This is a genomic window from Micromonospora sp. CA-244673 (assembly GCF_050948395.1).
GTDB lineage: Bacteria > Actinomycetota > Actinomycetes > Mycobacteriales > Micromonosporaceae > Micromonospora.
The window spans coordinates 2,080,238-2,106,418 of record NZ_CP192019.1 but is presented as its reverse complement, the minus strand read 5'-3'; the positions used below and the strand labels follow the sequence as shown (position 1 = coordinate 2,106,418).

The window sequence follows — 26,181 nt, the reverse complement described above, 5'->3', positions numbered from 1 at the left end:
TGAGGAACGGCAATGACGCAGGACCGCACCCCCGCACCGGACGCCGCGCCGGCGAGCCCGGCTCCCTGGCGCCCCTCGCGGACGGTGGCCGTCATCCTCGCCGGGGGGACCGGGACGCGTCTCGGGCTGGGCATCCCGAAGCAGCTGCTGAAGATCGCCGGCAAGCCGATCATCGAGCACACCCTGGCCGTGTTCGAGGCCGCGCCGGAGATCGACGAGATCATCGTGCTGATGGCCGCCGGCCACGTGCCCGACGCCGAGCGGATCGTCGCCAACGCGGGCTTCCGCAAGGTCAGCAAGGTGATCGAGGGCGGCGACACCCGCAACGACACCACCCGGATCGCGCTGGACGCCGTCGGCGAGGGCGACGTCAACATCCTCTTCCACGACGCGGTGCGCCCCCTGGTCAGCGCCCGGATCGTGCGCGAGTGCGTGAACGCGCTCTGGGCCTACTCGGCCGTGGACGTGGCCATCCCGTCCGCCGACACGATCGTCCAGGTTGACCAGGACGACTGCATCACCGACATCCCGGTCCGCGCCACCCTGCGCCGCGGCCAGACCCCGCAGGCGTTCCGCTCTGGCACCATCCGTGAGGCCTACCGACGGGCCGAGGGCGACCCGGACTTCGCCGCCACCGACGACTGCGGCGTGGTCCTGCGCTACCTGCCGGGCACGCCGATCAAGGTGATCGACGGCTCGGACGAGAACATCAAGGTCACCCACCCGGTCGACGTGCACCTGGCGGACAAGCTCTTCCAGCTCGCCGCCGCCCAGGTGCCCAAGGTCAGCGACCACCGCGGCTACACCGAGGAGCTGACCGGCCGGACCATCGTCGTCTTCGGCGGCAGCTACGGCATCGGCCATGACCTCACCGAGCTGGCCCGCCGCTACGGCGCCCAGGTCTTCCCGTTCAGCCGCTCCACCACCGGCACGCACGTCGAGCGGGCCGAGGACGTCGCCGCCGCGCTGAAGACCGCCTTCGAGGCGACCGGCCGGATCGACCACGTGGTGGTCACCGCCGGGATCCTGGAGAAGGGCGCCCTCGCGGAGATGGACGAGGAGACGATGGACCGCCTCCTGCACGTCAACTTCGTCGGCCCGGTCACCATCGCCCGGCAGTCGCTGCCCTACCTCCAGCAGACCAAGGGCCAGCTGCTCCTCTACACCTCCAGCTCCTACACCCGGGGCCGGGCGCGCTACGCGCTCTACTCGGCGACCAAGGCCGCGCTGGTCAACCTGACCCAGGCGCTCGCCGACGAGTGGGCCGAGTTCGGCGTACGGGTCAACTGCGTCAACCCGGAGCGCACCGCCACCCCGATGCGCACCAAGGCGTTCGGCGAGGAGCCGGAGCACACCCTGCTCTCCGCCGAGGCCGTCGCCCAGGCCTCCCTGGACGTGCTGATCTCCGAGCTGACCGGCCAGGTCATCGACGTCCGCCGGGCGCCCGGCGAGCCGGTGGCCGCGGTGCCCGCCCAGCCCGGCGCGCACGCCACCGAGCAACTGCCCACCGGCATCGACGCCTGAGCCGCGGGACGGGACGAGCCAGATGCGCGGTGACCTGGTCCGGAAGCTGCTCGCCCGGGTGCTGACCACCGGGCTGGCGGTGCTGGCCTTCCTCGTCGTGGCGCTCACCGGGGCGACCGGTTGGGGCCTGACGGTCGCGGTCGCCGCGCTCGCCGCCGCCGCCTGGGAGCGCCGGGTCCGGCCGACCGCCGACGGCCTCGCCGAGTCGGTGCTGGTCGCCGCCGGCATCCTGGTCGGCTACGCCCGCCGGCTGGACGCCGGCTTCGACCCGGCGCTGGCGGCCACCGCGCTGGTCCTGCTCGGCCTGGTGCTGCTGGTCGGGCCGCTGCGCGACGCCGGCGCGCTGGAGATCCGGGCGGCCAACCTGCCGGTCCGGTCGTGGACCCCGCTGGTCGCCGCCCGGCTCGGCGACGCGCTGCTGGTGCTGCTCGCCCTGGTGGCGCTCGCCGCCGGCCTGGCGCTGCCCGCCTGGGTGGCCCTGGTGGCCGCGCTGCTGGTCGGGGCGGGCTGCGGCGCGGTCGGCCTCGACCTGGCCCGGCGCCGCTTCCGGCCGCCGGCCGGCGGCGGCCCCGTGGGCCGGGCGCTGCGCCGGCACCAGCCCGAGTTCCTGCTCTACTTCTCCGCCCCGCCCGGCTCCGAGTACCAGGTCACCATGTGGCTGCCCTACCTGGAGCGGATCGGCCGGCCGTTCCTGGTGCTGGTGCGCGAGCCCGAGTTCCTGCCGACCGTGGCCGCCGCGACCCGCGCGCCGGTGGTCTTCTGCCCCACGTTGAAGACCATGGACGAGGCGCTGGTGCCGAGCCTCCGGGCGGCCTTCTACGTCAACCACGGCGCGAAGAACAGCCACTGCATCCGCTTCACCCAGCTCACCCACGTGCAGCTGCACCACGGGGACAGCGACAAGGCGCCCAGCGCCAACCCGGTCTCGGCGATCTTCGACAAGATCTTCGTGGCCGGGCAGGCCGCGATCGAGCGGTACGCCCGCGCCGGCGTGGAGATCCCCGCCGAGAAGTTCGTCGTGGTCGGCCGTCCCCAGGTGGAGGCCATCGGTGTACGCCGGGAGCCGGTCAGCGGCCTCGCCCACCCGACCGTGCTCTACACGCCCACCTGGACGGGGCACCACGCCGACGCCGACTACTGCTCGCTGCCGGTGGCCGAGACGCTGATCCGCCGGCTGCTGGACCGGGGGGCGACGGTGATCCTGCGGGCGCACCCCTACACCACCCAGAACCCGGCCTCGGCCCGGCAGCTGGCCCGCCTCACCGAGCTGCTCGCCGCCGACCGGGCGAGGACCGGGCGCGCGCACCTGTGGGGCGCGGCGGCCGGCCGCGAGCTGACCCTGACCGAGTGCGTCAACCGGGCCGACGCCCTGGTCTCGGACGTCTCCGGGGTGATCTCCGACTGGCTCTACTCCGGCAAGCCGTACGCGGTCACCGACATGGGCGTGGACGGGGAGCACTTCGTCGAGCGGTTCCCCCTCGCCGGCTCCGGCTACGTGCTGCGCCGGGACATGTCCAACGTGGACGAGGTGCTGACCGGGCTCCTGGACACCGACCCGAAGGCGGCGGCGCGCTGGGCCACCCGCGCCCGCTACCTGGGCGACTTCCCGGCCGAGTCCTACGCCGAGGTGTTCCTCGACGCCGCCCGCCGGCAGCTCGCGCCGGCCGGGACCGCGCCCGCCCCGCGGGACGGTTCGCCGCTCCCCTCCCCCACCGCCTGAGCCGAGGCTCAGAGGTACGCGTCGAGCAGGGCGAGCACCGCCGCCGGGTCCTCGACGTGCGCGTTGTGGCCCAGGCCGGGCAGGGTGGCGACCGGGACGCCCAGTTCCTTGAGCTGCGCGTCGGTCACCATCGGGTCCTGCTCGCCACGGGCCAGCAGCACCGGGACGTCGACGGCGGCGAGCAGCGCCGGCAGCCGGGGCTCCCCCACCGCGAAGGCGGCCGGGTCCATGGCCAGCCGCCAGCGGCCGTCCTCCCGGCGCAGCCCCGCCTCCACCACGGGATGGTCGGGGGCGAACAGCCCGGCCAGCCCGGAGACCCGCAGGTAGCGGCGGGCCGCCTCGTCCCGGGTGGCGAACCAGGTCACCGGACGGTCGGCCAGCTCGCGGGCCTTCTCCAGCTCGGCCGGGGACCAGACGGCCTTGATGCCCAGCCCGACCACCGCGTCGACGGGCAGGCGCCGCGACCGCGCGGCCAGCGCCAGCGCCACGACCCCGCCCAGCGAGTGGCCGAGCAGCACGAGCCGGTCGCGGGGGCCGAGCCGCTCGGCCACCGGACCGAGCCCCTCGACCACCCGCCGGGCCAGGGCGTCGAAGGAGTATTCCGGCAGCGGGGGCGACCAGCCGTGCCCGGCCAGGTCGGGTGCGAGCCACCGCCCCGCCCAGTGGCGCTCCAGCAGCGGCGCCCAGGGCAGCCACACCTCACCGGTGGCGCCCATGCCGTGCAGCAGCAGCAGATGGCGGGTACCCGTCGCGTCGCCCATAGGCCGCAGTGTGCCACCGGACGGACACGACGCGCGAGAGCAGCCGGCACGACGACGTCGGGCACCGGCTCGGTGGAGCCGGTGCCCGACGGGAGAGCTGCGATCAGGCGGAGTAGCCGCGCGTGGCCGCCCAGTTCGCCAGGTCGATGGTGCTGATCCAGTACGCGGGCAGCGCCGCGTTCGCCGAGTCGGCGATCCGGACCGTGCGGCCGTCGTTCTTGTAGCCGACCACCGCGATGTAGTGGCCGCCCGGGAACGAGTGCCAGCCGCCGTCGGTGTCGGTGGCGTCACCGGCGATGTTGACCACCACTCCCCGGCCGTCGATGATCGCCTTGACCACGTCAGCCTGGAGCTGGTCGATCTCCGCCGGGCTCGCCGAGCCGCCGAACATGTGCGTCCGGTACGGGTTGCCCTTGACCATCTGGTTCAGGCCCCGGGTGGTGTCCTCGGCGGAGTTGGTGCCGTTCTCGCCGGCGTTCAGCGGGGCGATCATCGCGTCCTGGGTGGTCTCGACGCCGCTCGCGCTGAGCGCGTTGCGCACCGCGGCCGGGCCGCAGTTCCAGTAGGCGGTCTGCGCCTCGTAGGTGTAGTCGAGCACCTTGGTCGACGGCGGCTTCGGCTTGGCCTTCCGGGTGGTGTCCGGGTCGGTGGTGGCCTTGGCCGCGGACTTCGCGGCCGACGGCGACGCGCTCGGCGAGGCGGACGGCGCCGGGACGGCCGCCCGGGCCTCGCCCCGGCTGGCGACCTCACCGAGCCGCGAGCCCAGCTCGGCGACCGCGGCGGTGTTCTCCTGCTGGACCGGGGCGTCGTCGGTGGCGGTGAGGGTGGCGCCGGCGCCACCGGCGAGCACGAGCGCCGCGGCCGAGCCGGCGATGATCTGGTACGGGCGCTCGGTCACGAGACGCCGCAGCTGACGCTTCAGGTGATGCTTCACGGGTTCCTCCACGGGAGCGTGCGCGGCACACACCGGCCCACGCGCGGAGGAACTCACGCGCGCTGGCGGGGCGGGTCGCCGCGGAAGGGGAGCGCCCGGGGGGCCGGGCGTTCGGGGCGGTTGCCGGGTCCGGTCGCCGTCAGGCGAGCGCCGGCACCACGATGCCGTGGAGGCGGGGGGACGAGCGGGGGGAGGTGAGCACGAGGAATGGCACTCCTTCCGTGGCCGCCGACCGGGTTAGCTGACGGATTCGGGCGGGAAGTACGCCCTACCACAGGCCGTGGGCCCGCGGATTCACCCCGGTGTTGCTGTGGGTCCCCGGTTCGTAAGAACACGATTAGGCGGGTCGGTGCGGCGTCGCCACTTGCGATCGGAAACCGCTCCGGACGCGCCGACACTACCGGTGGGTATGCCGCCTGCCAACCGCTCCCACCTGCTTAAACCTCGTGCATCACTACGGATATCGGAACACTCCGTCACTGACTTCACTCAATGGGACGGGCAGTTACGGCGGCACCGGCGGGCGAAAAGCGGACATCCGGTGGCGGCCGACCCGGAATTGCGGGGCCCGATCGCCCGACCTGCGCCCCGTGACCGTTTCCGGGGTCGCGGTGACCGGGCTCACCGAATTCGGATAACAATTCGGCCGACTCGGCCCGCGTGGGGAGTCGGGCCCGCGTGACGCCGTGGGTCGGGCCGGCGGTGACGCAGGCCGGGCACGATGGCTCTCCAGCTACCGCGGCCAAGGGCCACGGGCGACAGGGCGCCGAGCGGCCCCGCCAGCCGGTCCGCCGACGCCCAGGACATCCGCTCGGACCCGCTAGGAACTTGATGTCCTGAACGACTCACGCCCAACTTGCCGCCGGCCACGTCGGGTCGGTCACGACGGCAGCTCGACGGGCGCCCGGGAGGGCCGCGCGCCCGATCCGTTCACGTCATCAAGTTCCTAGCGGCCGGCACGACCACATCCGGCCGCAGGCTCTCCGGCCGCAGGCTCTCCGGCCGCAGGCTCGCCGCCCTGCGGACGGTTGCCACCAGCTCCCCCCGAACGGGAGTGCACCATGTTCAGCCGGCCCGGACGGGACGCCAGCGCGCCCCGGGCACGGTGGCCGGGATCCGCACCGTCGCGTCGTTCCGCCCCTCCACGGTGGCCGTGGTGGCGTCGGCGGGGCGGAGGGCGGTGGCCGCCGCGTAGGACTCGGCTGTCAGGGTGCGGGCCGCCTCGGCGGCCAGTTCGGCGTCCCGCCAGGCCCGCCGCTCCCGCTCGGCGGCCGTCGCCCAGGCCGCCCGGCGGCTCTCGCGTACGGCCCGGGCCAGGACGATCTCCTGCTCGGCCGGGTGCCGGCGCGGGTCCCACCCGTTGCGGTGGGCCAGCACGTCGGCGAGTTGCCGGGCGCTCAGGTCGCCCCGCCAGTGCGCGGTCATCGCGGCGTGGTGCAGCCAGCGCTCCCGGGCCGCGTACTCGGCCGGGGTGCGTGGGGTGTGCGGGGCGGGCAGGGCGGCGGCGCCGGCGAGGCGGCGGGCGGCGGCCTCGGCCTCGTCGTACGCCCGCCAGGCCCGATCGGCCTCGTCCTGGGCGGTGAGCCACTGCTCGCGGCGCCGCCGGGCGCTCTGCGCGGCGCGGGCGGCGGCCACCGCCACCTCGTCGGCGTAGCGGCGCAGGTCGGCCCGGCGAGCGGCCTCCTCGGCGGCCGGGTCGGGCGCCGGATCGGGCGCGCCGTCGCGCTCCGGGCGGGCGACCAGCACGGCGAGCAGGCCGAGGGCGAGCACGAGCAGGGCCGACCAGATCGCGGCGGCCTCGGGAACCTCGGTCAGGAAACGGTAGAGAACGGTCTGCGGCATGGTCGGCACCTCACGGGAGAGAACGTGGTGGAGAGGTGTCCGCACGACCCGTGGATGCGGCGGGCGCGGCGACAGCGGGTGCCGCCGGGCCGCCCGGCGGGCGGGTGCGGGGGTGAGGTTCGGTGCGTGCGGCGGGCGTGGGGCGCCGGCCCGCGGGCGGGGTCAGCGGGCGGGCGGGGCCCGGGAGCCGACGGTGGCCGGGACCAGCCCGGTCAGGACGAGCGGCCGGCCGGTCACGCCTGTCACGGCCGAGAGGGGCGCCACCGGCACGGACACAACAGCGGGGACGGCCCGCGTGTCAGCGGCTGCACCGCCGACGTCCTGCCCGGCAGCGGTGACGGCGGTGATCCCGCCACCGACGTCCTGCCCGGCAACGGTGACGGCGATGGTCCCGCGACCGAGGTCCTGCCCGGCGGCGGTGACGGCGATGGTCCCGCCACCGAGCCCGGTCATCGTTCCGGCGGCGGTCGGGTCGGCGCCGACCGTCGTCGGCACGTTCCTGCTGCTCGTCGCCTGAGCCCCCCGGAGGTGCTGCCCGACGGCGGCCTCGGTTCGCAGGGGCAGACCCTCGACGGGGGCCACCACGGCGGGTGCCACCGGTGCGGTCGCGGCCACGCCGAGCGGCAGGGTCGCCGCGCCGAACGAGCAGGCGACGAGCACGGCCAGGGTGGCCAGCGTCCGGGCGGTCCAGCGCGCCACCCACCACACGGGACAGGTGAGCGCGATCGGCAGCACGGGTACAAACTACCGCCGATGACGCCACATCGCACCGCCGCCGGGCGTGTCGCGCCGTCCTGGAAACGGGGCACCGGCCAGGGTGGACAACCGGCGGGTACGGGCGCCGGGACGGCGGACGCGCCGGGGCGACACGCGCCGGCCGGGTGTCCCTCGGCGACCCAACGTCGACCGCAGCCCCACCCGCACCAACGCCGCGTGCACCTGCGCGGATCCCCGCGACCGGGGCGGGTGCCGGTCCGGCCGGGACGGGCCGCGCCGGCAGAGCGGGTGGCTCAGCCCGGGTCGCGCCGTCCGGCGTACTCGACGGGTCTGGTCGGGGTGTCGGGGGCCGCGCGCGGGGCGGGGACGGTCGGCGCCGGCGCGGCGGTGGCCGGCGCCCGGCGGGCCCGGCGCGGCGGGCCGAGGCGGCGCATCATGGGCATCTCCACCCAGCGGTGCAGGGCCGCGGCGAGCAGGAGGTTGAGCAGCAGGAAGGCGAGCACCACGACCGGCCCCCACCAGCCGCGCAGGCCGGTGCCCCAGTCACCGGTGAGCCGCAGCACCGTCTTCATGACCAGCACGTGGACCAGGTAGAAGGCGAAGGAGACCTCGCCGAGCCAGACCATCGCGCGGGACCGCCACGGCGTGCGCCGGCCCCGCACGTCGGCGTCCGCCGCCGCGGTGATGACCAGCAGGTAGGCGGCCGCGAGCAGGGCCGCCCAGAACTCGGCGCGGATCCACAGCGCGGCAGCCACCCAGGTGGCGACGAAGAGCAGGCTGGCCACGGTCAGGTTCGGGCCGCGCCAGCGGCCCCGGCGCAGCAGCTCGGCCGCGGCCACACCCAGCCAGAACTCGAAGGAGCGGGTGACCGGGAGGATCTGGGCGAACCACCAGCGGTTCTCCTCGGGCACCAGGAGCTGGGCGGGCCACAGGGCCAGGATGAGCAGCGGCACGGCGGCCACGACCGCCCACAGCGCGCCGGCGCGGGCCCGGCGCAGCCACGGCAGCACCAGCGGCAGGCAGAGGTAGAAGGCCAGTTCGCAGGAGAGCGACCAGCTCACGTTGTTGACGCTGTAGAAGTAGCCGTCCAGCGGAATCCAGGCCTGCACCAGGAAGAGGTTGCCGACCGCGGCCCACAGGGCGACCGGGTCGGCGAACCAGAACGCGACGGCCAGCGCCACCACGAAGGTCACCAGGTGGTTCGGGTAGATCTTGGCGAGCCGGCGGCGCAGGAAGGTGCGTCGCGGCTCGCCGTCCCGGTACGACCAGACCAGCACGAATCCACTGAGGATGAAGAAGAACTCCACCCCGGAGAGGCCGAGGGCGAACGCCTTGCCCACGAAAACCTTCAGGTCCGGCTGGCCGATGATCCCCATGGTGCCGACGTGGAAGGCGAAGACCAGCAGGGCGGCGATCCAGCGCAGCCCGGTCAGCGACGGCAGGCGGGTGGCTCGGGGCGTGGCCGGGGCACTCGTCACGCCGGGCACCCTACCCGCTGCCCGGCTGGCGGCCCCGACCGCCGCCACCGATCCTCGTACGCCTGTTCGAGCGCGAGGTAGGATCGGCGGCGTGTCCGACGTCGCGTACCAGCCCTCGATGCTCGACTTCGCCGCGCAGGGTCCCACCCTGGGCCCGCTCGCCGGCCGGGTGCGCCGGCACGAGCTGAGCCGGGGCGCCTGGGTCGACCACCTGCCCGGCTGGGTGGCGGGCTCCGACGCGGTGCTCGACACGCTGCTGCACGAGGTGCCGTGGCGGGCCGAGCGCCGCACCATGTACGACGCCGAGGTCGACGTCCCCCGCCTGCTCTGCTGGTACGCCGCCGGCCGGCCGCTGCCGCACCCGGTGCTCACCACGGCGCGCGACACGCTCACCCGGCACTACGCGGCCGAGCTGGGCGAGCCCTTCGTGACGGCCGGGATGTGCCTCTACCGGGACGGCCGGGACAGCGTGGCCTGGCACGGCGACACCCTGGGCCGCTCCGCGCACACCGACACCCTGGTGGCCATCGTCTCGTTCGGCTCGCCCCGGCCGCTGCTGCTGCGCCCCCGGGGCGGCGGCGGGAACAGCCTGCGCTTCCCGCTCGGCCACGGCGACCTCGTGGTGATGGGCGGGTCCTGCCAGCGCACCTGGGAGCACGCCATCCCGAAGACCGCCCGGCCGGTCGGCCCCCGGGTCAGCGTCCAGTTCCGGCCCGCCGGGGTGGCCTGACGCCGAGCCGGCCCCGGGCCCGGGCCGGCGCCGTGCTAGAAACAACTCTCAGGGTCGATCACGCCCCCGTCACCTGACGACGCGAAGGGCTGCCATGACCCAGTCCCCCACCTCCCGCTGGTCCCCCTGGACCCTGCACGGCGACGGACGCTCCGTCACCCCCGGCGACGTGGTCCACCCCGGCGAGCGCCTGTCCTGGCCGCGTACGGTCGGGGTCGGTGTACAGCACGTGGTCGCCATGTTCGGCGCCACCTTCACGGTGCCGCTGATCACCGGCTTCCCGCCGGCCACCACGCTCTTCTTCTCCGGGCTGGGCACCCTGCTGTTCCTGCTGATCACCCGTAACCGGCTGCCCTCGTACCTGGGGTCGTCGTTCGCCTTCATCGCCCCGGTGCTGGCCGCGAAGACCGACGGCGGCATCGGCGCGGCCCTCGGCGGCATCGTGGTGGCCGGCGTCGTGCTGGCGCTGGTCGGCGTGGTGGTACAACTGGCCGGGGCGCGCTGGATCGACGCCCTGATGCCGCCGGTGGTGACCGGGGCCATCGTGGCCCTGATCGGGCTCAACCTGGCGCCGGTGGCCTGGGACGGCGGCGGCAGCGGCACCGGCGTCAAGGCGCAGCCGCTGATCGCGGTGATCACCCTGGCCGCGATCCTGGTCACCACTGTGCTCTTCCGCGGCTTCCTCGCCCGGCTGTCGATCCTGCTCGGCGTCGTGGTCGGCTGGGTGCTGGCGGCCCTGCTCGGCCAGCTCGACCCGGCGGCGGTCACCACGCTGAAGGACGCCGCCTGGGTGGGCCTGCCGCAGTTCCACGCCCCGAGCTTCGGCCTGCGCGCCGTGGTGCTGGTCATCCCCGTGATCCTCGTGCTGATCGCGGAGAACGCCGGGCACGTCAAGGCGGTCGCCGCGATGACCGGGCGGAACCTCGACCGGGACATGGGGCGGGCGTTCCTCGGCGACGGCGTCGCCACCGTGCTGGCCGGCTCCGGCGGCGGCTCCGGCACCACCACGTACGCGGAGAACATCGGCGTCATGGCGGCGACCCGGGTCTACTCGACGGCCGCGTACTGGGTGGCCGGGTTCGCGGCCGTGCTGCTCGGGCTGTGCCCGAAGTTCGGCGCGCTGATCCTCACCGTGCCGGCCGGGGTGCTGGGCGGCGCCACCACCGCCCTGTACGGCCTGATCGCCGTGCTGGGCGCCCGCATCTGGATCGAGAACCGCGTGGACTTCCACGACCCGGTCAACCTCATGACGGCCGCGGTCGCCGTGATCGTCGGCGCCGCCAACTACACCCTGACCGCCGGCGACCTCTCCTTCAACGGCATCGCCCTGGGCACCGCCGCCGCCCTGGTGATCTACCACGGCATGCGCCTGATCGCCCGCCTCCGCGGCACCACCCCGGGCCCCCGGCCGGGCCCGGAACCCGAACTCTGACCGCCCCGTCGATCAAGAGGTTTGCGTCACCAGATCGCTCCTGGATGACGCAAACCTCTTGATCAACACGGGCTGGGGGTCAGTCGCGGTCGATCTGGTGGCCCACCACCGTGGGGCCGAGCATGACCGCGAAGCCGGAACCGTCGCGGCGGGGGTCGGCCGGGGGCAGCTCGACCGGGTCGCCGGTGGCGGTGGCGCCGACCGGTCGCGGGCCGATCCAGGCCACGGCCAGGTCCAGCTCACCCTTGAGGAACCGCTGGGCGCGCACGCCGCCGGTCGCCCGGCCCTTCGCCGGGTACGCCTTGAACGGCGTCACCTTGACCGTCGCGCCCGTCGAGGTGACCACCATCGGCTCCCCGTGGCTCGCGTCGTCGGTGCGGATGGCGCCGAAGAAGACCACCCGCGAGCCGGCCGGCAAGTTGATGCCGGCCATGCCGCCGCCCTTGATGCCCTGCGGCCGGACCACGGACGCCGCGAAGCGCAGCAGCGACGCCTCCGAGGAGACGAACGCCAGGGTCTCCGCCCCGTCGGTGAGCCAGGTCGCCCCGACCACCTCGTCGCCGTCGCGCAGCGAGATCACCTCGAACTCGTCCGAGCGGACCGGCCACTCGGGGGAGCAGACCTTCACCACGCCCTGCCGGGTGCCGAGCGCCAGCCCGGGTGAGCCCTCGGCGGACGGCCCGAGCGGGGCCAGCCCGACGACCGTCTCGCCCTGCTCCAGCGGCACCAGCTCGGCGGCGGACATGCCGCCGCGCAGCGACACCGTGCCGGACTGCTCGGGCAGCACCGGCAGCGGCAGCACGTCGATCTTGAAGGCCCGCCCCGCGCTGGTCACCAGGAGCACCCGGCCGCGGGCGGTGGAGTGCACCACGGCGCGTACGGCGTCGTGCTTCACCCGGCCGCTGCGCCGGCGCGCCTCGGCGGCCTCCTCCGACTCGGCCGCGGTGCGGGCGACCAGCCCGGTGGCGGAGAGGATGACCTGGCAGGGGTCGTCGGCGACCTCCAGGGGGCCGGCCGGCACGGAGGCCGCCAGCACCTCCTTGAGGTCGCCGTCGACCAGCGTGGTGCGGCGGTCGGCGGCGAACTGCTTGACCACGGCGGCCAACTCGTCGGAGACCAGCTTCCGCAGCACCTTCGGGTCGTCGAGGATCTTCGACAGCTCGGCGATCTCGCCGCGCAGCTTCTCCTGCTCGGCCTCCAGCTCCAGCCGGTCGTACTTCGTGAGCCGGCGCAGCGGGGTGTCCAGGATGTAGGTGGCCTGGATCTCGGAGAGCTTGAACTTCTGCATCAGGCCGTCCTTGGCGGCCTGGGCGTCCTCGCTGGCCCGGATCAGCCGGACCACCTTGTCGATGTCGAGCAGGGCGATCAGCAGGCCGTCGACCAGGTGCAGCCGCTCCTCGCGCTTGCGCTTGCGGTAGGCGCTGCGCCGGGTGACCACCTCGTAGCGGTGGTCGAGGAAGACCTCCAGCAGCTCCTTGAGCCCCAGGGTCTGCGGCTGGCCGTCGACCAGGACCAGGTTGTTCACGCCGAAGGACTGCTCCAGCGGGGTGAGCCGCCAGAGGTCGGCCAGCAACGCCTGCGGGTTGACCCCGACCTTGCACTCGATGACCAGCCGGGTGCCGTTCTCCCGGTCGGTGAGGTCCTTGACGTCGGCGATGCCGGTCAGCCGCTTGGTCTTGTTGACCTCGTTGGTGATGGCGGCGATGACCTTCTCCGCGCCCACCCCGTAGGGCAGTTCGGTGACGGTGATGGCCTGCCGGCCCCGGCTGCCCTCCAGCGGGCCGGTCTGCACCCGGGCCCGCATCCGCACCACGCCGCGCCCGGTCTCGTAGGCGCGGCGCACCTCGTCGAGGCCGAGCAGCAGCCCGCCGGTGGGCAGGTCGGGGCCGGGGACGAACTCCATGAGCTTGTCCAGCGTGGCGTCCGGGTGGTTGATCAGCCAGCGGGCGGCGTGGACGACCTCGGCCAGGTTGTGCGGGATCATGTTGGTGGCCATGCCGACCGCGATCCCCGACGCGCCGTTGACCAGCAGGTTGGGGAAGGCCGCCGGCAGCACGGTGGGCTGGGTCAGCGAGCCGTCGTAGTTGGGCTCGACGTCGACGGTGTCCTCGCCCAGCTCGCCGACGAGCAGCATGGCCTCGCGGGACATCCTGGCCTCGGTGTAGCGGGCGGCGGCCGGGCCGTCGTCGGGCGAGCCGAAGTTGCCGTGCCCGTCGATCAGCGGCACGTTGAGCGAGAAGTCCTGCGCGAGGCGGACCATGGCGTCGTAGATCGCCGCGTCGCCGTGCGGATGGTACTTACCCATCACGTCGCCGACGATCCGGGCCGACTTCACGTGCCCCCGGTCGGGGCGGTGGCCCTGCTCGTGCATGGACCAGAGGATGCGCCGGTGCACCGGCTTGAGCCCGTCCCGCGCGTCGGGCAGGGCGCGGGAGTGGATGACCGAGAACGCGTACTCCAGGTAGGAGTCCGAGACCTCGTTGACCAGCGGGTTGTCGAAGACCCGGGCGCCGGCCTGGTCGAAGGCGGAGAGATCCGCCTTGGCGCGGTCGTCCTTGCGGCGTGCCATGGTTCAGCTTTCCCTTCGAAGAACCCGGTGGTCAGGCGTCGATGGCGTCGCGGTCGACCAGGTCGGCCGAGTCGATGAGCCAGTTGCGGCGGGGCTCGACCTTCTCGCCCATGAGCAGTTCGAGGATCCGCTCGGCGGCCTCGACGTCGTCGAGGGTGATGCGGCGGACCGCCCGGGTGGCCGGGTTCATGGTGGTCTCCCACAGCTCGTCGGCGTCCATCTCGCCGAGACCCTTGAACCGCGGGATGGGCGTGACGATCTGCTTGCCGGCCTTCTCCAGCTTGCGGACCGTCGCCTCCATCTCGGCCTGGGTGTAGGTGTAGACGGTCTGCGGGTTGCGCCCCTTGGTGGTGACCTTGTGCAGGGGCGGCATGGCCGCGTAGAGCCGGCCCGCCTCGATGAGCGGCCGCATGTAGCGGGCGAAGAGCGTGATGAGCAGGGTCCGGATGTGCGCGCCGTCGACGTCCGCGTCGGCCATGATGAGCACCCGGCCGTAGCGCAGCGCGGAGAGGTCGAAGGTGCGCCCCGAGCCGGCGCCGAGCACCTGCACGATCGCCGCGCACTCGGCGTTGTCCAGCACCTGCTGGAGGTTCGCCTTCTGCACGTTGAGGATCTTGCCGCGGATGGGCAGCAGGGCCTGGTATTCCGAGGAGCGGGCCATGCGGCTCGTCCCCAGTGCGCTGTCGCCCTCGACGATGAACAGCTCGCTGCGCTCGACGCCGGTGGCGCGGCAGTCGACCAGCTTGGGCGGCATCGACGCGCCCTCCAGGGCGGTCTTGCGCCGGGCGGCGTCCTTCTGCTGCTTCTGGGTCAGCCGGACCCGGGCCGCGTCGACGATCTTCTGGAGCACCGTGCGGGCCTCGGCCTTGGTCTTGCGGTCCTCCAGCCACGCCTTGAGGTGCGCCTCGACCAGGCCCTGGAGCACCTTCGTGATGCCCGCGGTGGACAGCTCGTCCTTGGTCTGCGAGGTGAACTGCGGCTCCGGGATCCGCACGTGCACCACCGCGGTCATGCCCTCCAGGACGTCGTCCAGGGTGGGCGCGTCCTCCTTGGGCTTGAGTAGGCCACGGGTGTTGCGGGCGGCCTCGGCCAGGGTGCGCGCCAGGGCCCGCTCGAAGCCCTTGCGGTGGGTGCCGCCGTGGGCGTTGCGGATGGTGTTGGTGAAGCACTCGACGGTGCGCTCGTAGCCGGTGCCCCAGCGGAACGCCACCTCGATCTCGGCCCGGCGCTGCACGTTGGACTGCATGACGCCGTTGGCGTCGGCGGCGTTCTCCCGGTAGGTGCCCTCGCCGGTGACCAGCAGGGTGCCGGAGACCGGGCGATCGCCGGCCGGGGCGAGGTATTCGACCATGTCGGTGAGGCCGTTGGGGAAGTGGAAGCTCTCCTCGACGGCCTTCTCGCCGGTCTCGTCGCGCAGGCGGTAGGCCACGCCGGGGACCAGGAAGGCGGTGTTGCGCAGCTTGAGCCGGACCGCCTCGGTGTCGAGGGCCGCGCCGGTCTCGAAGTAGCGCGGGTCGTGCCACCAGCGGATGGAGGTGCCGGTGCGCTGGCCGCGCTTCATGGCGCCGACGATCTGCAGGCCGGGGCCGGGCGTGAACGGCGCCTCCGGGCCGTCGCCGTCGAAGATCCCGGGTACGCCGTGCCGGAACGACATCGAGTGGATCTTGCCGGCGCGGCGGACGGTGACGTCGAAGCGCCGGGAGAGCGCGTTGACCGCCGAGGCGCCCACGCCGTGCAGGCCGCCGGAGGTCTTGTAGCCCGACCCGCCGAACTTGCCACCCGCGTGCAGCCGGGTCAGCACCAGCTCGACGCCGGAGATGCCGGACTTGGCGTGCACGTCGGTCGGGATGCCGCGGCCGTCGTCGTCGACCCGCACCGAGCCGTCGGCGTGCAGGATCACGTCGACCTTCTTGGCGTGACCCGCGACACCCTCGTCGGTGGAATTGTCGAGGATCTCGTTGACGAGGTGACCCACGCCACGGCTGTCGGTCGAGCCGATGTACATGCCGGGGCGCTTCCGGACGGCGTCGAGGCCCTCCAGGTGCGTCAGGTCGTCGGCCCCGTACAGGGTCTCAGGCTGTGCGGTCAACTGGTCGTACTCCCAGGTCTCGGCGGTGTGGTGCCGTTCACCGTGCGATCCCCCACGTCGATCGCCAGGCGCGGCGCGCCGGAGCGAGCCTAGCCCGGCACTCCGACAGAGCCGTGGCACCCGGTGCGGTGCGGCGTCGAATGCCGCGCGACCGGAGGCGAGGAGGCCGTCCGTCACGACAACGACGGGCGCCGCCGCTGTCTTCCCGGCCGGGGCCCGGCGACGACCACCCGGACGGCCATCCATTGACGTACGTCACACGGACGTGATCTCATCGCCTTCTTGAAGAATCTTTCACATTTCGATGTGCCAGGGGGTCGCATGTCCGTGTTCCGTCGTGCCGCGCTCGCGGCGGCGCTGGCCGTGGCCGCCGTGGGGCTGCCGGCCGCCGTGGCCCCCGCCGGGCCCGCCGCGGCCGCCCTGCCCACCGCCGCCGTGGCGCTGGGCGACAGCTTCATCAGTGGCGAGGGCGCCGGGGCGTACGGGCCGGTGGTCGACGTCAACGGGGTGGCCCAGGGCTTCCCCGGCTGGTCGGCGCCGAACAGCAACGCCTACTTCTGCCACCGCTCGCCCAACGCCTCGCTGTTCCAGGCCGACCTGCCGGGCATCGCGGCCCGGTTCAACCTGGCCTGCTCGGGCGGGCAGCCCGCCGACATCGCCGCCGCCTCCGCGAGCCGGACGAAGGGCCGGCAGGTCGCCGCCCAGCTCGACCAGCTCCGGGCGGTGGCGCGCACCCACGACATCGACCTGGTGCTGGTGGGCCTCGGCTCGAACAACAGCTCGTTCACCTTCGGCAGCGTCGCGGAGAAGTGCGCCAACCGGTTCATCGCCGACGCCTGGACCGGCTGGTGGGAGTTCTGGGCGTACCTCGGGGGGCCGGTCGAGCAGGAGCCCTGCACGGACGCCGACCTCGGCACCGCCGCCCAGTTCGCCGCCGCGACCGCGGAGACCACGGCGGCGGTGCGGCAGCTGCTCACCACCCTCGACCAGGTCGACGCCGACGGCCAGCACCGGGTGGTGTTCCAGGACTACACCAACCCGCTCCCCGCCGAGCTGGCCTCGGGCTACTGGACCGAGGACGACCGGGACGACACCCGGGACAAGTTCCGCGCCCTCGGCGCCGAGCGGTACGCGGCCGGCTGCCCGATCCATCGCGGCAGCCTCGCCCCGGGCCAGCGCTTCTCGCAGGGCCTCGGCACCCTGGTCAGGTCGGTCCGGACCACCCTGGCCGCCGAGTTCCCCCAGGACGACCTGGTCTACCTCAACGTGCAGCGCGCCTTCGACGGCGCCCGGCTCTGCGAGTCGGCGGGCAGCCCGGGCAACGCCCTGGCCACCCCGATCCGGCTGATGGACGGCCCGACGGGTGTCTTCGTGACCAGCCTCTCCGGCTACGACAAGCTCGACATCCAGCGGATCGCGAACGCCTGCGGCACCTACTTCCAGACCTGTCAGGAGTCCTGGCACCCGAGCGCCGCCGGCCACCGGGTGCTCGGCCGCTGCCTCGCGGGAGCCGCCGCGACGGGCTCCCGGACGGTCTCCTGCGTCCGCGCCCCGGACGGCACGATCACGGTGAGCTGACCCGCCACCACCGCGAGGCGTCCCCTTTCCCGGGGGCGCCTCGCGGTGGTCAGTCGCGGACGGCCGCCCCGAGCACGTGCGGGGATGCGGGTCCGGACATCCCCGTCGGCGGGAAGCGGAACCGGTCCAGGTCGACCACGGTGAAGCCCGCGGCCCGGATCGCGCCCACCGTGTCCCGGGCAGTGTGGCAGCCGGCGCAGCACAGCGGCCAGAGCGTGGCGTCCGCCAAGCGCTGGGCCCGGCGCAGCCCGGGGGTCTCCGCGACGACGTGCTCGTAGAAGCGGAGCTGTCCGCCCGGGCGGAGCACCCGGCGCGCCTCGCGCAGCGCCACGGCCTGGTCCGGCACCGAGCAGAGCACCAGCGAGAGCACCACCGCGTCGGCGCTCGCGTCGGCGACGGGCAGCGCCTCGGCGAGGCCGGCGGCCACGGTCACCGGCACCGGCGCGGCGGGCGCGGCGGCCCGGACGAGGGCGCGCAGCCGCGGCTCCGGCTCCACGGCGAGCACCCCGGCCACGCCGGGCGGGTAGTGCGGGAGGTTCCGCCCGTTGCCGGCCCCCACCTCGACCACCCGGCCGCGCAGCCCGGCGACCAGGCGGCGCCGGTGCGCGGCGGCGCCGGCCCGGTCCATGGCGACGCTGGCCCGGGCGAAGACCCGGGCGAAGATCGGATGCGAGTTCGCCATCAGGGCCGGACCGCCGGGCCGCCGAGGGTGAGCAGCAGCGGACCGGCCGGGCCGTCGACCAGCTCGCCGAGGCGTACCCCGTCGAGTACGGCGAGGAAGGCCGCCTGGGCGCGGCGCAGTTCGCCCCGCAGCCGGCAGCCGGCGACCAGCGGGCAGGCCGGCTGCTCGCAGTTGACCACCTCGGCGTCGCCCTCGAAGGCCCGCACCACGTGACCGACGGTCAGCTCCGCGGCGTGCTCGGCGAAGGCCACCCCGCCGGAGCGGCCCCGGATGGTGACCAGCACGCCCAACCGCTGCAACCGCTGCACCACCTTGGCCACGTGGCTGCGCGGCAGCGCGAGCTGGGTGGCGAGTTCGTCCACGGTGGTCCGGGCCGGGGACGCGGCGGTCAGCATCGCGATCCGCAGGGCCATGTCGGTCGAGCGGTTGAGCTTCACGCCTCGACCCTAGCCACAGCGCGCACACCGCGACACGGGCCGACCAGCCCGTTCGCGGCGGTGATCCTGGCCACGCCGGTCCCGGGACCTTCGACCCTGAAGAGGAATCCGGGCCTCCTGTTCAGTGGAGATCGACCCGTTCGACGCCACAAGGAGTAATCGTGCTTTCGGAATCCGCAGCAACGGTGGTGACGGCGACCCTGCCCGCCGTGCAGGCACACGGCGAGGCGATCACCGGCCGGTTCTACCAGCGCATGTTCGCCGCCCACCCGGAGCTGCTGAACATCTTCAACCGGAGCAACCAGGCCACCGGCACGCAGAAGGCGGCGCTGGCCGGAGCCGTGGTCGCGTACGCCGAGCACCTGACCGGGGGCAGCGCCGCGCCGTGGGGGCCGATCCTGGACCGGATCGCGCACAAGCACGTCTCCCTGGGGATCACCGCCACCCAGTACACGATCGTCGGCCGGCACCTGATGGCCGCCGTGGCCGAGGTGCTCGGCGACGCGGTCACCCCCGAGGTCGCGGCGGCCTGGGACGAGGTGTACTGGCTGCTGGCCTGCGAGCTGATCGCCCGGGAGGCCCGCCTCTACACGGAGGCCGGGGTGCCGGAGAACGGCTCGGTGTGGCGCGAGTGGCGGGTCACGGAGAAGGTCGCGGAGACCCCCGACGTGGTGTCGTTCACCCTGGTCCCCGCCGACGGCGGTCCGGTGCCCGGCTTCACCGCCGGCCAGTACACCTCCGTCGCGGTCGACCTGGACGGCGACCGCGGCCAGCAGATCCGGCAGTACAGCCTCTCCGGCCGGCCGGGCGCCGGCCACTGGCGGATCACCGTGAAGCGGGTACGCGGCACCGCCGGCGCGCCCGACGGGATGGTCTCCGGCTTCCTGCACGAGCGGGTGGCCGTCGGCGACACGCTGCGGCTCAGCCCGCCGTTCGGCGAGGTCAGCGCCCTCGGTGGCGGGGGGCCGCTGCTGCTGGTCAGCGCCGGCATCGGGCTGACCCCGGCCATGTCGGCACTGGCGCACCTGGCGGCCACCGAGCCCGAGCGGCCGGTGACGCTCGTGCACGCCGACCGGACCGGCGCCGCGCACGCGCTCCGCCACGAACTGCCCACCCTCCAGGAGCGGCTGCCGAACCTGTCGATCCACCTCTGGTACGAGGACACCGCCGGCGGCGAACTGGCCGGGGTCAAGGCGGAGATCGCGGAGGGGCTCGTCGATCCAGCGCTGGTCCCGCTCGCCCCCGGCGCGTACGTGCACCTGTGCGGGCCGGTGCCGTTCATGGCGCTGGTCCGGGGCGGCCTGCTGCGCAGGGGCGTACCGGCCGAGCGGATCGCGTACGAGGTGTTCGGTCCGGGCATGCTGCGCTGAGGCGCGCCGACCGCGGCGAGCGGGGCCGGTGTCGGGCGTGCCCGATGCCGGCCCCGCTCCGACCCGGCGGGCCCGCCGTGTTCCGCCCCGCCACCCGACCCCGCACGACCACCCGGCACGACCGCGCTTGAACCACGGTCACGCTCGGTGCGGGCCACCCCCGCCTCGACGCCCATGCCCGACACGCTTTGCTCTGCAGCCGCATACGCAGCAAGCACGGAGGGTTGCCGGTGCGTATGCGGCTGCAGAGCAAAGGCGCGGAATGGCTGTGGGCGGGCGGCGGTGCGCGGCGGGTGTTTCCGCTGCTCAGCCGAAAGTGGCCTGCGGCGACGGCAGAGGCGACGCCCTGCGATGTCGTCACGGCGCGTAGTCGCAGCCGTCGACGGCGGCAGTCACTCCAGGTAGCAAGCGCGGGGCTCCGCCGGGCGGCGTCGAAAGGGACACCGGCGGGCCGCAGGCCCGCGCCCGCGGGCGGGCCAGGCCCAGCGGGCGGGTCAGACCCAGCGGACAGGTCAGACCCAGCGGACAGGTCAGACCCAGCGGACAGGTCAGACCCAGCGGGCAGGTCAGACCCAGCCGGCGGGTCAGGCCCAGCGGGTGACCACAGCGGCGAGCACCAGCAGGGTGCCGACCACCTCGATCAGTCCAACCCGCACCGGGGTGAGCCGCCGGCCGGGCAGCATCCCGGCCCGGAGCAGCAGCAGCGCGAAGACAGCCGCCACCGCCGGTCCCCATCCGGCGACGACCGCCACCGCCAGCACCACCAGGTGGTACGCCAGCGAGGCCCACCGGTACCGGGCGCTCCCCCGCTCCCGGATCATCGTCTTGACGTACAGCACCGTGCCGACCAGGTACGCGCCGACCGCCGCCGCCACCCCGACCAGGTCGGCGGGTGGGACCTCGGCGACGGTGCCCACCACGAACACCATGAGCAGGCTCTGCGCCACCGAGGCGAGGTCGTTGAGCAGGGCCCGTTCGCGGCGGCGCCGGGCGTGGCCGACGTTGAGTGCGAGCAGCACGGCGTAGAGCGGGACGTAGCCGAGGACGGCGGGGCGGGCGAGCAGCACGGGCACCCCGAGCAGCGCGGTCGCCCCGCCGTAGACCAGGAGCTGCGGGCGCACCCGGTCGGCGCGGCCCGTCTTCACGGCGAGCAGGGCGTAGTACGAGAACAGGTAACCGGCGAGCCCGACGCCGAGCAGGGGCAGGTGCAGCCAACGCGGACCGGTCACGCCGACCGCCGCGACGTACGGCAGGAGCAGCATCGCCCAGGCGCCGTGCTGCGGCGGCAGCCAGCGGTTCCGGCGGCCACGGGCCGGTCGGCCGGACCGCGCGGCCGGACGACCGGAAGCGCGTCCGGCCGCGGACCCCGCGGAGTCGGCTCCGACTGCGGGCCGATCGGAGGCCGGCTCCGCGGCGGGCTGACGGGAGGCGGGCTCCGCGACGGGCTGACGGGAGGCGGAGCCTGCGGCGAGCTGACGGGAGGCGGAGTCCGCGGCAGGCCTCGGGCCGGTGGCGCGCAGCGGCCGGACGGTGCTCATCCGCGGGCGACCGTGAGCAGCACCACGGCGTCCTCGTCGGCGTGCAGGGCGTGGCGGGCGTCCGGAATCACCAGCAGGTCTCCCGCCGAGCCCGGCCAGGAGTGGTCCTGGACGAGCAGGCGGACCCGTCCGCGCAGCACCTGGAGCGTCGCTTCACCGGGGCTTGCGTGCTCCTGCAGGGCGTGGCCGGCGACCAGCGCGAGCAGCGTCTGGCGCAGCCGGGTGCCGGGGCCGCCGTGCACGGTCCGGGCGCTGCGCCCGCTGTCGGTGGCACGGGCCAGCGTGAGCTGCTCCTCGGCGAGCACGGACAGTGCGAACGGGGACACGGAACACCTCCGGGTCGGATGCTGCGGGCACGGGGCGCCGGAGCCGGCAGGCAACTGCGCCGCTTTGCCCAGCTTCGCCACTTCCCGCCGCGCCGACCAGGGGCTTTGGTCCCGAATCGGAACCTCCACAGCGGAGATTCGACTTCTCGGACAAGTCGATGATCTAGAGGTTAGGTCCTGATCGCCAGGGTAGGGACCACTCATGCGCGTCCTGGGAATAAACGCGATCTTCCACGACCCCGCGGCCGCCCTGGTGGTCGACGGCCGGGTGGTGGCCGCCGCCGAGGAGGAGCGGTTCAGCCGGCGCAAGCACGGCAAGCGGCCGGTCCCCTTCTCCGCCTGGGAGCTGCCCGAGCTGTCCGCCGCGTGGTGCCTGGCCAGCGCGGGGATCGACGTGGACGGTCTGGACGCCGTGGCGTACTCGTTCGACCCCGGGCTCTGCGAGGACACGGCCGAGCTGGGCCTCAGCGACCCGTGGGACTGGCTGCGGGTCGACTACGCCCGACGGGCCCCGCAGTTCCTGGCCGCCGCCCTGCCGGGACTCGACCCGGAGAAGGTGCGGTTCGTGCCGCACCACGTCGCGCACGCCGCCTCCGCCGGCCTGGCCGCCCCGCCGGCCGGCGACGACACCGCGGTGCTGGTGCTCGACGGCCGCGGCGAGGTGGCCAGCCACCTGGCCGGCGTCTACCGCGACGGCCGGCTGTCGCCGCTGCACTCCCAGCGGCTCCCCCACTCGCTCGGCCTGCTCTACGAGGACCTCACCCGGCACCTGGGCTTCCTGCACTCCAGCGACGAGTACAAGGTGATGGCGCTGGCCTCCTACGGCCGGCCGAAGCACCTCGGCCTGCTCCGCGACCTCGTCCGGGTCACCGACGACGGCGGCTTCCGGGTCGAGCGGATCGACTGGGCCGGCATGGCCAAGGCGGTCGCCGCCGGCGGCGAGCTGACCGAGGAGCACGCCGACCTGGCCTCCAGCGTCCAGGTGCGGCTGGAGGAGGTCGTCCTGGACCTGTCCCGCTGGCTGTACGACGCCTCCGGCGGGGCCACCACCCTGGCCATGGCCGGCGGGGTGGCACTGAACTGCGTGGCCAACGCCCGGTTGGCGGCCGAGGGGCCGTACCGGGACGTCTGGGTGCAGCCGGCGGCCGGCGACGCGGGCACCGCGCTCGGCGCGGCGCTGCACGTGGCCGGCGAGCTGGGCGACCGGTCCGTCCCCATGGCGGGCGCGGACCTGGGCCGGGGCTGGTCGGACGAGGAGCTGGAAGCGGAGCTGCGCCGGGCCGCCCTGCCGTACAGCCGGCCGGCGTCGATCGCCGCCGAGGCCGCCCGGGTGCTCGCCGACAACGGGATCGTGGCCTGGTACCAGGGGCGCAGCGAGTACGGCCCGCGGGCGCTCGGCCACCGGTCGCTGCTGGCCCACCCCGGCGACCCGGACACCACCCGGCGGATGAACGACGTGAAGGGCCGGGAGCAGTTCCGGCCGATCGCCCCGATGGTCCGCGCGGAACGCTTCGCGGAGCTGTTCGACGGGGTCTACCCCAGCCCGTACATGCTCTTCGTGCACCGCGTGAAGCCGGAGTGGCGGGATCGGATCCCGGCGGTCACCCACGTCGACGGGACCGCCCGGGTGCAGACCGTGCACCCGGAGACCGAGCCGCTGGTGGCCGAGCTGCTGGCCGAGTTCGACCGGCGCACCGGGCTGCCGGTGGTGGTGAACACCTCGCTGAACACCGCCGGGCGGCCCATGGTGGACACCCCGCGCGAGGCCATGGAGCTGTTCGGCTCCGCCCCGGTGGACCTGCTCGCCCTCGGCCCGTTCGCGGTGCACCGCCGCGCGCTGGGCGGTGCCCGGTGATCAGCGTGGTCGTGCCCACGCTGGGGCGGCCGAGCCTGGCCACCCTGCTGGACGCCCTCGCCGGCCAGCTCGACGACCTGCCCGGGGCCGAGCTGCTGCTGGTCGATGACCGCCGCGACGACACCGGGGAGCTGGCCGTGCCGGGGGCGCTGGCGGCGTACACGAAGGTGCTGACCGGGCGCGGCGCGGGCCCGGCGGCCGCGCGCAACCTGGGCTGGCGGGCCGCCCGCGGCGAGTGGGTGGTCTTCCTCGACGACGACGTGGTGCCGGCGCCGGACTGGGCCCGGCGGCTGCGCGCCGACCTCGCCGCGGCCGGCGGGGCCGGCGGCGTGCAGGGCGTGGTGGACGTGCCGCTGCCCGCGCACCGGCGCCCCACCGACTGGGAACGCGGCACCGCCGCCCTGGCCGACGGACGGTGGATCACGGCGGACATGGCCTACCGCCGGACGGCCCTGGCCGCCGTCGGCGGGTTCGACGAGCGCTTCCCGCGCGCCTACCGGGAGGACGCCGAGCTGGCCCACCGGGTCCGCCGCGCCGGCTGGGAACTGGTCCGCGGGCGGCGCCGGGTGACCCACCCGGTCCGCCCGGAGGGCCGCTGGGTCAGCCTGCGCACCCAGCGCGGCAACGCCGACGACGCGCTGCTGCGCCGGCTCTACGGCCCGGGGTGGCGCGCCGCGCTCGACCTGCCGCCGGGGCGGCGGCCCCGGCACGTGGCGGTCGCCGCGGCCGGCGCGCTGGCGCTGGCCGCCGCGGCGCTGACCGCCGCTCCCCTGCGTTCCGCCCGCGCCCGGCGGGCGGTCGGCGCCGGCGGCGGCCTCGCCACGCTCGCCTGGGCGGCCGGCACCGCCGAGTTCACCCGGGCCCGCGTCGCGCCCGGCCCGCGCACCCCCGGCGAGGCCACCACCATGCTGGTGACCAGCGTGCTGATCCCGCCGCTCGCCGTCGCCCACTGGGTACGCGGCTGGTGGCGCGCCCGCGCCGTACCCGCCGGGGCCGTGGTCACCGCGCCGGCACCGGGGGTGGAACGGTGCTGAGGCCCCTGTACGACGCGGTGCTGCTCGACCGTGACGGCACCCTGATCGAGGACGTGCCCTACAACGGCGACCCGGAGAAGGTCCGGCCGGTGCCCGGCGCCCGGGAGGCGCTGGACCGGCTGCGCGCGGCCGGGTTCCGGCTGGCCGTGGTGACCAACCAGTCCGGCCTGGCCCGGGGGTACTTCACCGAGCGGCAGATGCACGCCGTGCACGCCCGGATCGAGGAGCTGCTCGGTCCCTTCGACCACTGGGCGGTCTGCCCGCACGACGACACCGACGGCTGCGCCTGCCGGAAGCCGGCCCCCGGGCTGGTGCACGAAGCGGCGCGGGCGCTCGGCACCGCGCCCCGGCGCTGCGTGCTGGTCGGCGACATCGGCCGTGACATGGCCGCCGCGCTGGCCGCCGGCGCCGCCGGGATCCTCGTGCCCACCCCGGTCACCCGCCCCGAGGAGGTCGCCGAGGCACCGGCCGTCGCCCGGGACCTGCCCGGCGCGGTGACGGAGATCCTGCGCCGGGACCGGGCCGTACGACCGGTGGTGCCGCGTACCGGGCGGGCCGGCACGGTGCTGGTGGCGCGCAGCGACTCGGCCGGCGACGTGCTGGTCACCGGCCCCGGCATCCGTGCCGTGGCGGCCGGGGCGGAACGGGTGGTGCTGCTCTGCGGGCCACGCGGCCGGGCCGCGGCGGAGCTGCTGCCCGGCGTCGACGAGATCATCGAGTGGCCACTGCCCTGGATCGACGGCTCCCCCGGGCCGGTCGACCCCGACGACATGCGCCGCCTCACCAGCCGCCTGGCCGCGGTGGGCGCCGACGAGGCGGTCGCCTTCACCTCGTTCCACCAGTCGCCGCTCCCCCTCGCCCTGTTGCTGCGGATGGCCGGCGTCCCCCGGATCAGCGCGATCAGCGACGACTACCCCGGGTCCCTGCTCGACGTGCGGCACCGGGTGCCCGACGGGGTGCCCGAACCGGAGCGGGCGCTCTCCCTGGCCGCCGCGGCCGGTTACGCGCTGCCCGCCGCGGACGAGCCGGTGCTGCGGCTCCGCCCCGACCTGCCCGCGCCCGCCGTCGACCTGCCCGCCGGCGACTACCTGGTGGTGCACCCCGGCTCGTCGGCGCCCGCCCGGGCCTGCCCGCCCGAGCTCTGCGCCGAGATCGTGGCCGCCCTCGCGGCCGACGGGCACCGCGTGCTGGTCACCGGCGGGCCCGGCGAACGTGCGTTGACCGCCCGGGTCGCCGCCGCCGGCGGCGCCGATCTCGGCGGCGCGGCCGACCTGGCCGGGCTCGCCCGGATCCTCGCCGGGGCCCGCTGCGTGGTCGTCGGCAACACCGGGCCGGCCCACCTGGCCGCCGCCGTCGGCACCCCGGTGGTCAGCCTCTTCGCCCCGACCGTCCCGTTCGGGCAGTGGGCGCCCTACCGGGTGCCCACGGTCCGGCTCGGCGACGCCGGGGCGGCCTGCCGGGACACCCGGGCGGCCGTCTGCCCGGTCGCCGGGCACCCCTGCCTGGGCAACCTCGACCCGGCCGGGGTGGTCGCCGCCGTCCGCCGGCTCGTCCCCGGCTGAACC

Annotated in this window: 20 protein-coding genes and 1 riboswitch; of the genes, 9 read left to right on the top strand and 11 right to left on the bottom strand. The window is 74.8% G+C overall.

The features are described 5' to 3' along the window. The first annotated feature begins 12 nt into the window (after positions 1 to 12). Together ACQP12_RS09925 and ACQP12_RS09920 are read left to right on the top strand one after the other, a co-directional pair. Positions 13 to 1,524 carry a D-ribitol-5-phosphate cytidylyltransferase gene (locus ACQP12_RS09925; protein WP_433286861.1) on the top strand — a complete coding sequence of 504 codons (1,512 nt, stop codon included), beginning with the start codon at positions 13 to 15 and terminating at the stop codon, positions 1,522 to 1,524. A 22-nt stretch (positions 1,525 to 1,546) separates the two neighbouring features. Then, entirely contained in the window at positions 1,547 to 3,244 is a 1,698-nt protein-coding gene (locus ACQP12_RS09920) for a CDP-glycerol glycerophosphotransferase family protein (RefSeq protein WP_433286859.1), read from the top strand. Positions 3,245 to 3,252: 8 nt separating this feature from the next. Here the strand turns inward: ACQP12_RS09920 and ACQP12_RS09915 are convergent, their stop codons facing one another. The 5 genes from ACQP12_RS09915 to ACQP12_RS09895 form a co-directional block, all read right to left on the bottom strand. Beyond that, positions 3,253 to 4,005, bottom strand: a complete 753-nt coding sequence (locus ACQP12_RS09915) for an alpha/beta fold hydrolase (RefSeq protein WP_433286857.1) — start codon at positions 4,003 to 4,005, stop codon at positions 3,253 to 3,255. Between the two features lie 103 nt (positions 4,006 to 4,108). Continuing rightward, positions 4,109 to 4,951: a C39 family peptidase gene (locus ACQP12_RS09910; RefSeq protein WP_433286855.1), complete on the bottom strand. Its 843-nt coding sequence runs from the start codon at positions 4,949 to 4,951 to the stop codon at positions 4,109 to 4,111. 199 nt (positions 4,952 to 5,150) lie between these two features. Continuing rightward, positions 5,151 to 5,293, bottom strand: a riboswitch (cyclic di-AMP (ydaO/yuaA leader). 711 nt (positions 5,294 to 6,004) lie between these two features. Continuing rightward, positions 6,005 to 6,781 carry a hypothetical protein gene (locus ACQP12_RS09905; protein ID WP_433286853.1) on the bottom strand — a complete coding sequence of 259 codons (777 nt, stop codon included), beginning with the start codon at positions 6,779 to 6,781 and terminating at the stop codon, positions 6,005 to 6,007. A 162-nt stretch (positions 6,782 to 6,943) separates the two neighbouring features. After that, positions 6,944 to 7,516, bottom strand: coding sequence for a hypothetical protein (locus tag ACQP12_RS09900; protein ID WP_433286851.1), 573 nt, complete (start codon positions 7,514 to 7,516; stop codon positions 6,944 to 6,946). 275 nt (positions 7,517 to 7,791) lie between these two features. Further along, positions 7,792 to 8,976: an acyltransferase family protein gene (locus ACQP12_RS09895; RefSeq protein ID WP_433286849.1), complete on the bottom strand. Its 1,185-nt coding sequence runs from the start codon at positions 8,974 to 8,976 to the stop codon at positions 7,792 to 7,794. Positions 8,977 to 9,067: 91 nt separating this feature from the next. Between ACQP12_RS09895 and ACQP12_RS09890 the strand changes: the two genes are divergently transcribed. Beyond that, the gene (locus ACQP12_RS09890) at positions 9,068 to 9,706 is read left to right on the top strand and encodes an alpha-ketoglutarate-dependent dioxygenase AlkB (protein ID WP_433286847.1); all 639 of its coding nucleotides are present in this window, start codon (positions 9,068 to 9,070) and stop codon (positions 9,704 to 9,706) included. A 94-nt stretch (positions 9,707 to 9,800) separates the two neighbouring features. Next, entirely contained in the window at positions 9,801 to 11,138 is a 1,338-nt protein-coding gene (locus ACQP12_RS09885; RefSeq protein ID WP_433286845.1) for a uracil-xanthine permease family protein, read from the top strand. 79 nt (positions 11,139 to 11,217) lie between these two features. On the opposite strand, the gene ACQP12_RS09880 is transcribed toward ACQP12_RS09885, so the two are convergent. Together ACQP12_RS09880 and ACQP12_RS09875 are read right to left on the bottom strand one after the other, a co-directional pair. Continuing rightward, a complete protein-coding gene (locus ACQP12_RS09880) occupies positions 11,218 to 13,707 on the bottom strand; it encodes a DNA gyrase/topoisomerase IV subunit A (protein WP_357951122.1) in 2,490 nt (829 codons plus the stop codon). 31 nt (positions 13,708 to 13,738) lie between these two features. Continuing rightward, positions 13,739 to 15,796, bottom strand: a complete 2,058-nt coding sequence (locus ACQP12_RS09875; RefSeq protein WP_433286842.1) for a DNA gyrase/topoisomerase IV subunit B — start codon at positions 15,794 to 15,796, stop codon at positions 13,739 to 13,741. 321 nt (positions 15,797 to 16,117) lie between these two features. On the opposite strand from ACQP12_RS09875, the gene ACQP12_RS09870 reads away from it, so the two are divergent. Then, positions 16,118 to 17,374: a hypothetical protein gene (locus tag ACQP12_RS09870; RefSeq protein ID WP_433286840.1), complete on the top strand. Its 1,257-nt coding sequence runs from the start codon at positions 16,118 to 16,120 to the stop codon at positions 17,372 to 17,374. A gap of 49 nt (positions 17,375 to 17,423) precedes the next feature. Here ACQP12_RS09870 and ACQP12_RS09865 read toward each other — a convergent pair whose 3' ends face one another. Then, a complete protein-coding gene (locus ACQP12_RS09865) occupies positions 17,424 to 18,056 on the bottom strand; it encodes a class I SAM-dependent methyltransferase (protein WP_433286838.1) in 633 nt (210 codons plus the stop codon). Beyond that, positions 18,056 to 18,493 carry an RrF2 family transcriptional regulator gene (locus ACQP12_RS09860; RefSeq protein WP_433286836.1) on the bottom strand — a complete coding sequence of 146 codons (438 nt, stop codon included), beginning with the start codon at positions 18,491 to 18,493 and terminating at the stop codon, positions 18,056 to 18,058. The genes ACQP12_RS09865 and ACQP12_RS09860 overlap by 1 nt, the downstream gene beginning before the upstream one ends. Positions 18,494 to 18,654: 161 nt before the next feature. Here ACQP12_RS09860 and ACQP12_RS09855 point away from each other — a divergent pair, with 161 nt between their 5' ends. After that, positions 18,655 to 19,863 (top strand): globin domain-containing protein, encoded by a 1,209-nt coding sequence (locus ACQP12_RS09855; protein WP_433286834.1) that lies wholly within the window; start codon positions 18,655 to 18,657, stop codon positions 19,861 to 19,863. A gap of 584 nt (positions 19,864 to 20,447) precedes the next feature. Here the strand turns inward: ACQP12_RS09855 and ACQP12_RS09850 are convergent. Then, positions 20,448 to 21,125 carry a YwiC-like family protein gene (locus ACQP12_RS09850; RefSeq protein ID WP_433286832.1) on the bottom strand — a complete coding sequence of 226 codons (678 nt, stop codon included), beginning with the start codon at positions 21,123 to 21,125 and terminating at the stop codon, positions 20,448 to 20,450. A 272-nt stretch (positions 21,126 to 21,397) separates the two neighbouring features. Further along, a complete protein-coding gene (locus ACQP12_RS09845; RefSeq protein ID WP_433286830.1) occupies positions 21,398 to 21,727 on the bottom strand; it encodes a cupin domain-containing protein in 330 nt (109 codons plus the stop codon). A 202-nt stretch (positions 21,728 to 21,929) separates the two neighbouring features. Here ACQP12_RS09845 and ACQP12_RS09840 point away from each other — a divergent pair, with 202 nt between their 5' ends. Genes ACQP12_RS09840 through ACQP12_RS09830 form a run of 3 tightly spaced genes read left to right on the top strand, consistent with a single transcriptional unit; the run spans position 21,930 to position 26,178 of the window. Then, positions 21,930 to 23,582 carry a carbamoyltransferase family protein gene (locus tag ACQP12_RS09840; RefSeq protein ID WP_433286828.1) on the top strand — a complete coding sequence of 551 codons (1,653 nt, stop codon included), beginning with the start codon at positions 21,930 to 21,932 and terminating at the stop codon, positions 23,580 to 23,582. Beyond that, a complete protein-coding gene (locus ACQP12_RS09835) occupies positions 23,579 to 24,616 on the top strand; it encodes a glycosyltransferase family 2 protein (protein WP_433286826.1) in 1,038 nt (345 codons plus the stop codon). The genes ACQP12_RS09840 and ACQP12_RS09835 overlap by 4 nt, the downstream gene beginning before the upstream one ends. Further along, a complete protein-coding gene (locus tag ACQP12_RS09830) occupies positions 24,547 to 26,178 on the top strand; it encodes an HAD-IIIA family hydrolase (protein WP_433286824.1) in 1,632 nt (543 codons plus the stop codon). The genes ACQP12_RS09835 and ACQP12_RS09830 overlap by 70 nt, the downstream gene beginning before the upstream one ends. The last annotated feature ends 3 nt before the right edge of the window (positions 26,179 to 26,181 follow it).

Coding starts and splice junctions, on each gene's coding strand:
- ACQP12_RS09925 (WP_433286861.1), top strand. CDS start 13: ATGACGCAGGACCGCACCCCCGCACCGGACGCCGCGCCGGCGAGCCCG.
- ACQP12_RS09920 (WP_433286859.1), top strand. CDS start 1,547: ATGCGCGGTGACCTGGTCCGGAAGCTGCTCGCCCGGGTGCTGACCACC.
- ACQP12_RS09915 (WP_433286857.1), bottom strand. CDS start 4,005: ATGGGCGACGCGACGGGTACCCGCCATCTGCTGCTGCTGCACGGCATG.
- ACQP12_RS09905 (WP_433286853.1), bottom strand. CDS start 6,781: ATGCCGCAGACCGTTCTCTACCGTTTCCTGACCGAGGTTCCCGAGGCC.
- ACQP12_RS09885 (WP_433286845.1), top strand. CDS start 9,801: ATGACCCAGTCCCCCACCTCCCGCTGGTCCCCCTGGACCCTGCACGGC.
- ACQP12_RS09880 (WP_357951122.1), bottom strand. CDS start 13,707: ATGGCACGCCGCAAGGACGACCGCGCCAAGGCGGATCTCTCCGCCTTC.
- ACQP12_RS09870 (WP_433286840.1), top strand. CDS start 16,118: ATGTCCGTGTTCCGTCGTGCCGCGCTCGCGGCGGCGCTGGCCGTGGCC.
- ACQP12_RS09865 (WP_433286838.1), bottom strand. CDS start 18,056: ATGGCGAACTCGCATCCGATCTTCGCCCGGGTCTTCGCCCGGGCCAGC.
- ACQP12_RS09850 (WP_433286832.1), bottom strand. CDS start 21,125: ATGCTGCTCCTGCCGTACGTCGCGGCGGTCGGCGTGACCGGTCCGCGT.
- ACQP12_RS09840 (WP_433286828.1), top strand. CDS start 21,930: ATGCGCGTCCTGGGAATAAACGCGATCTTCCACGACCCCGCGGCCGCC.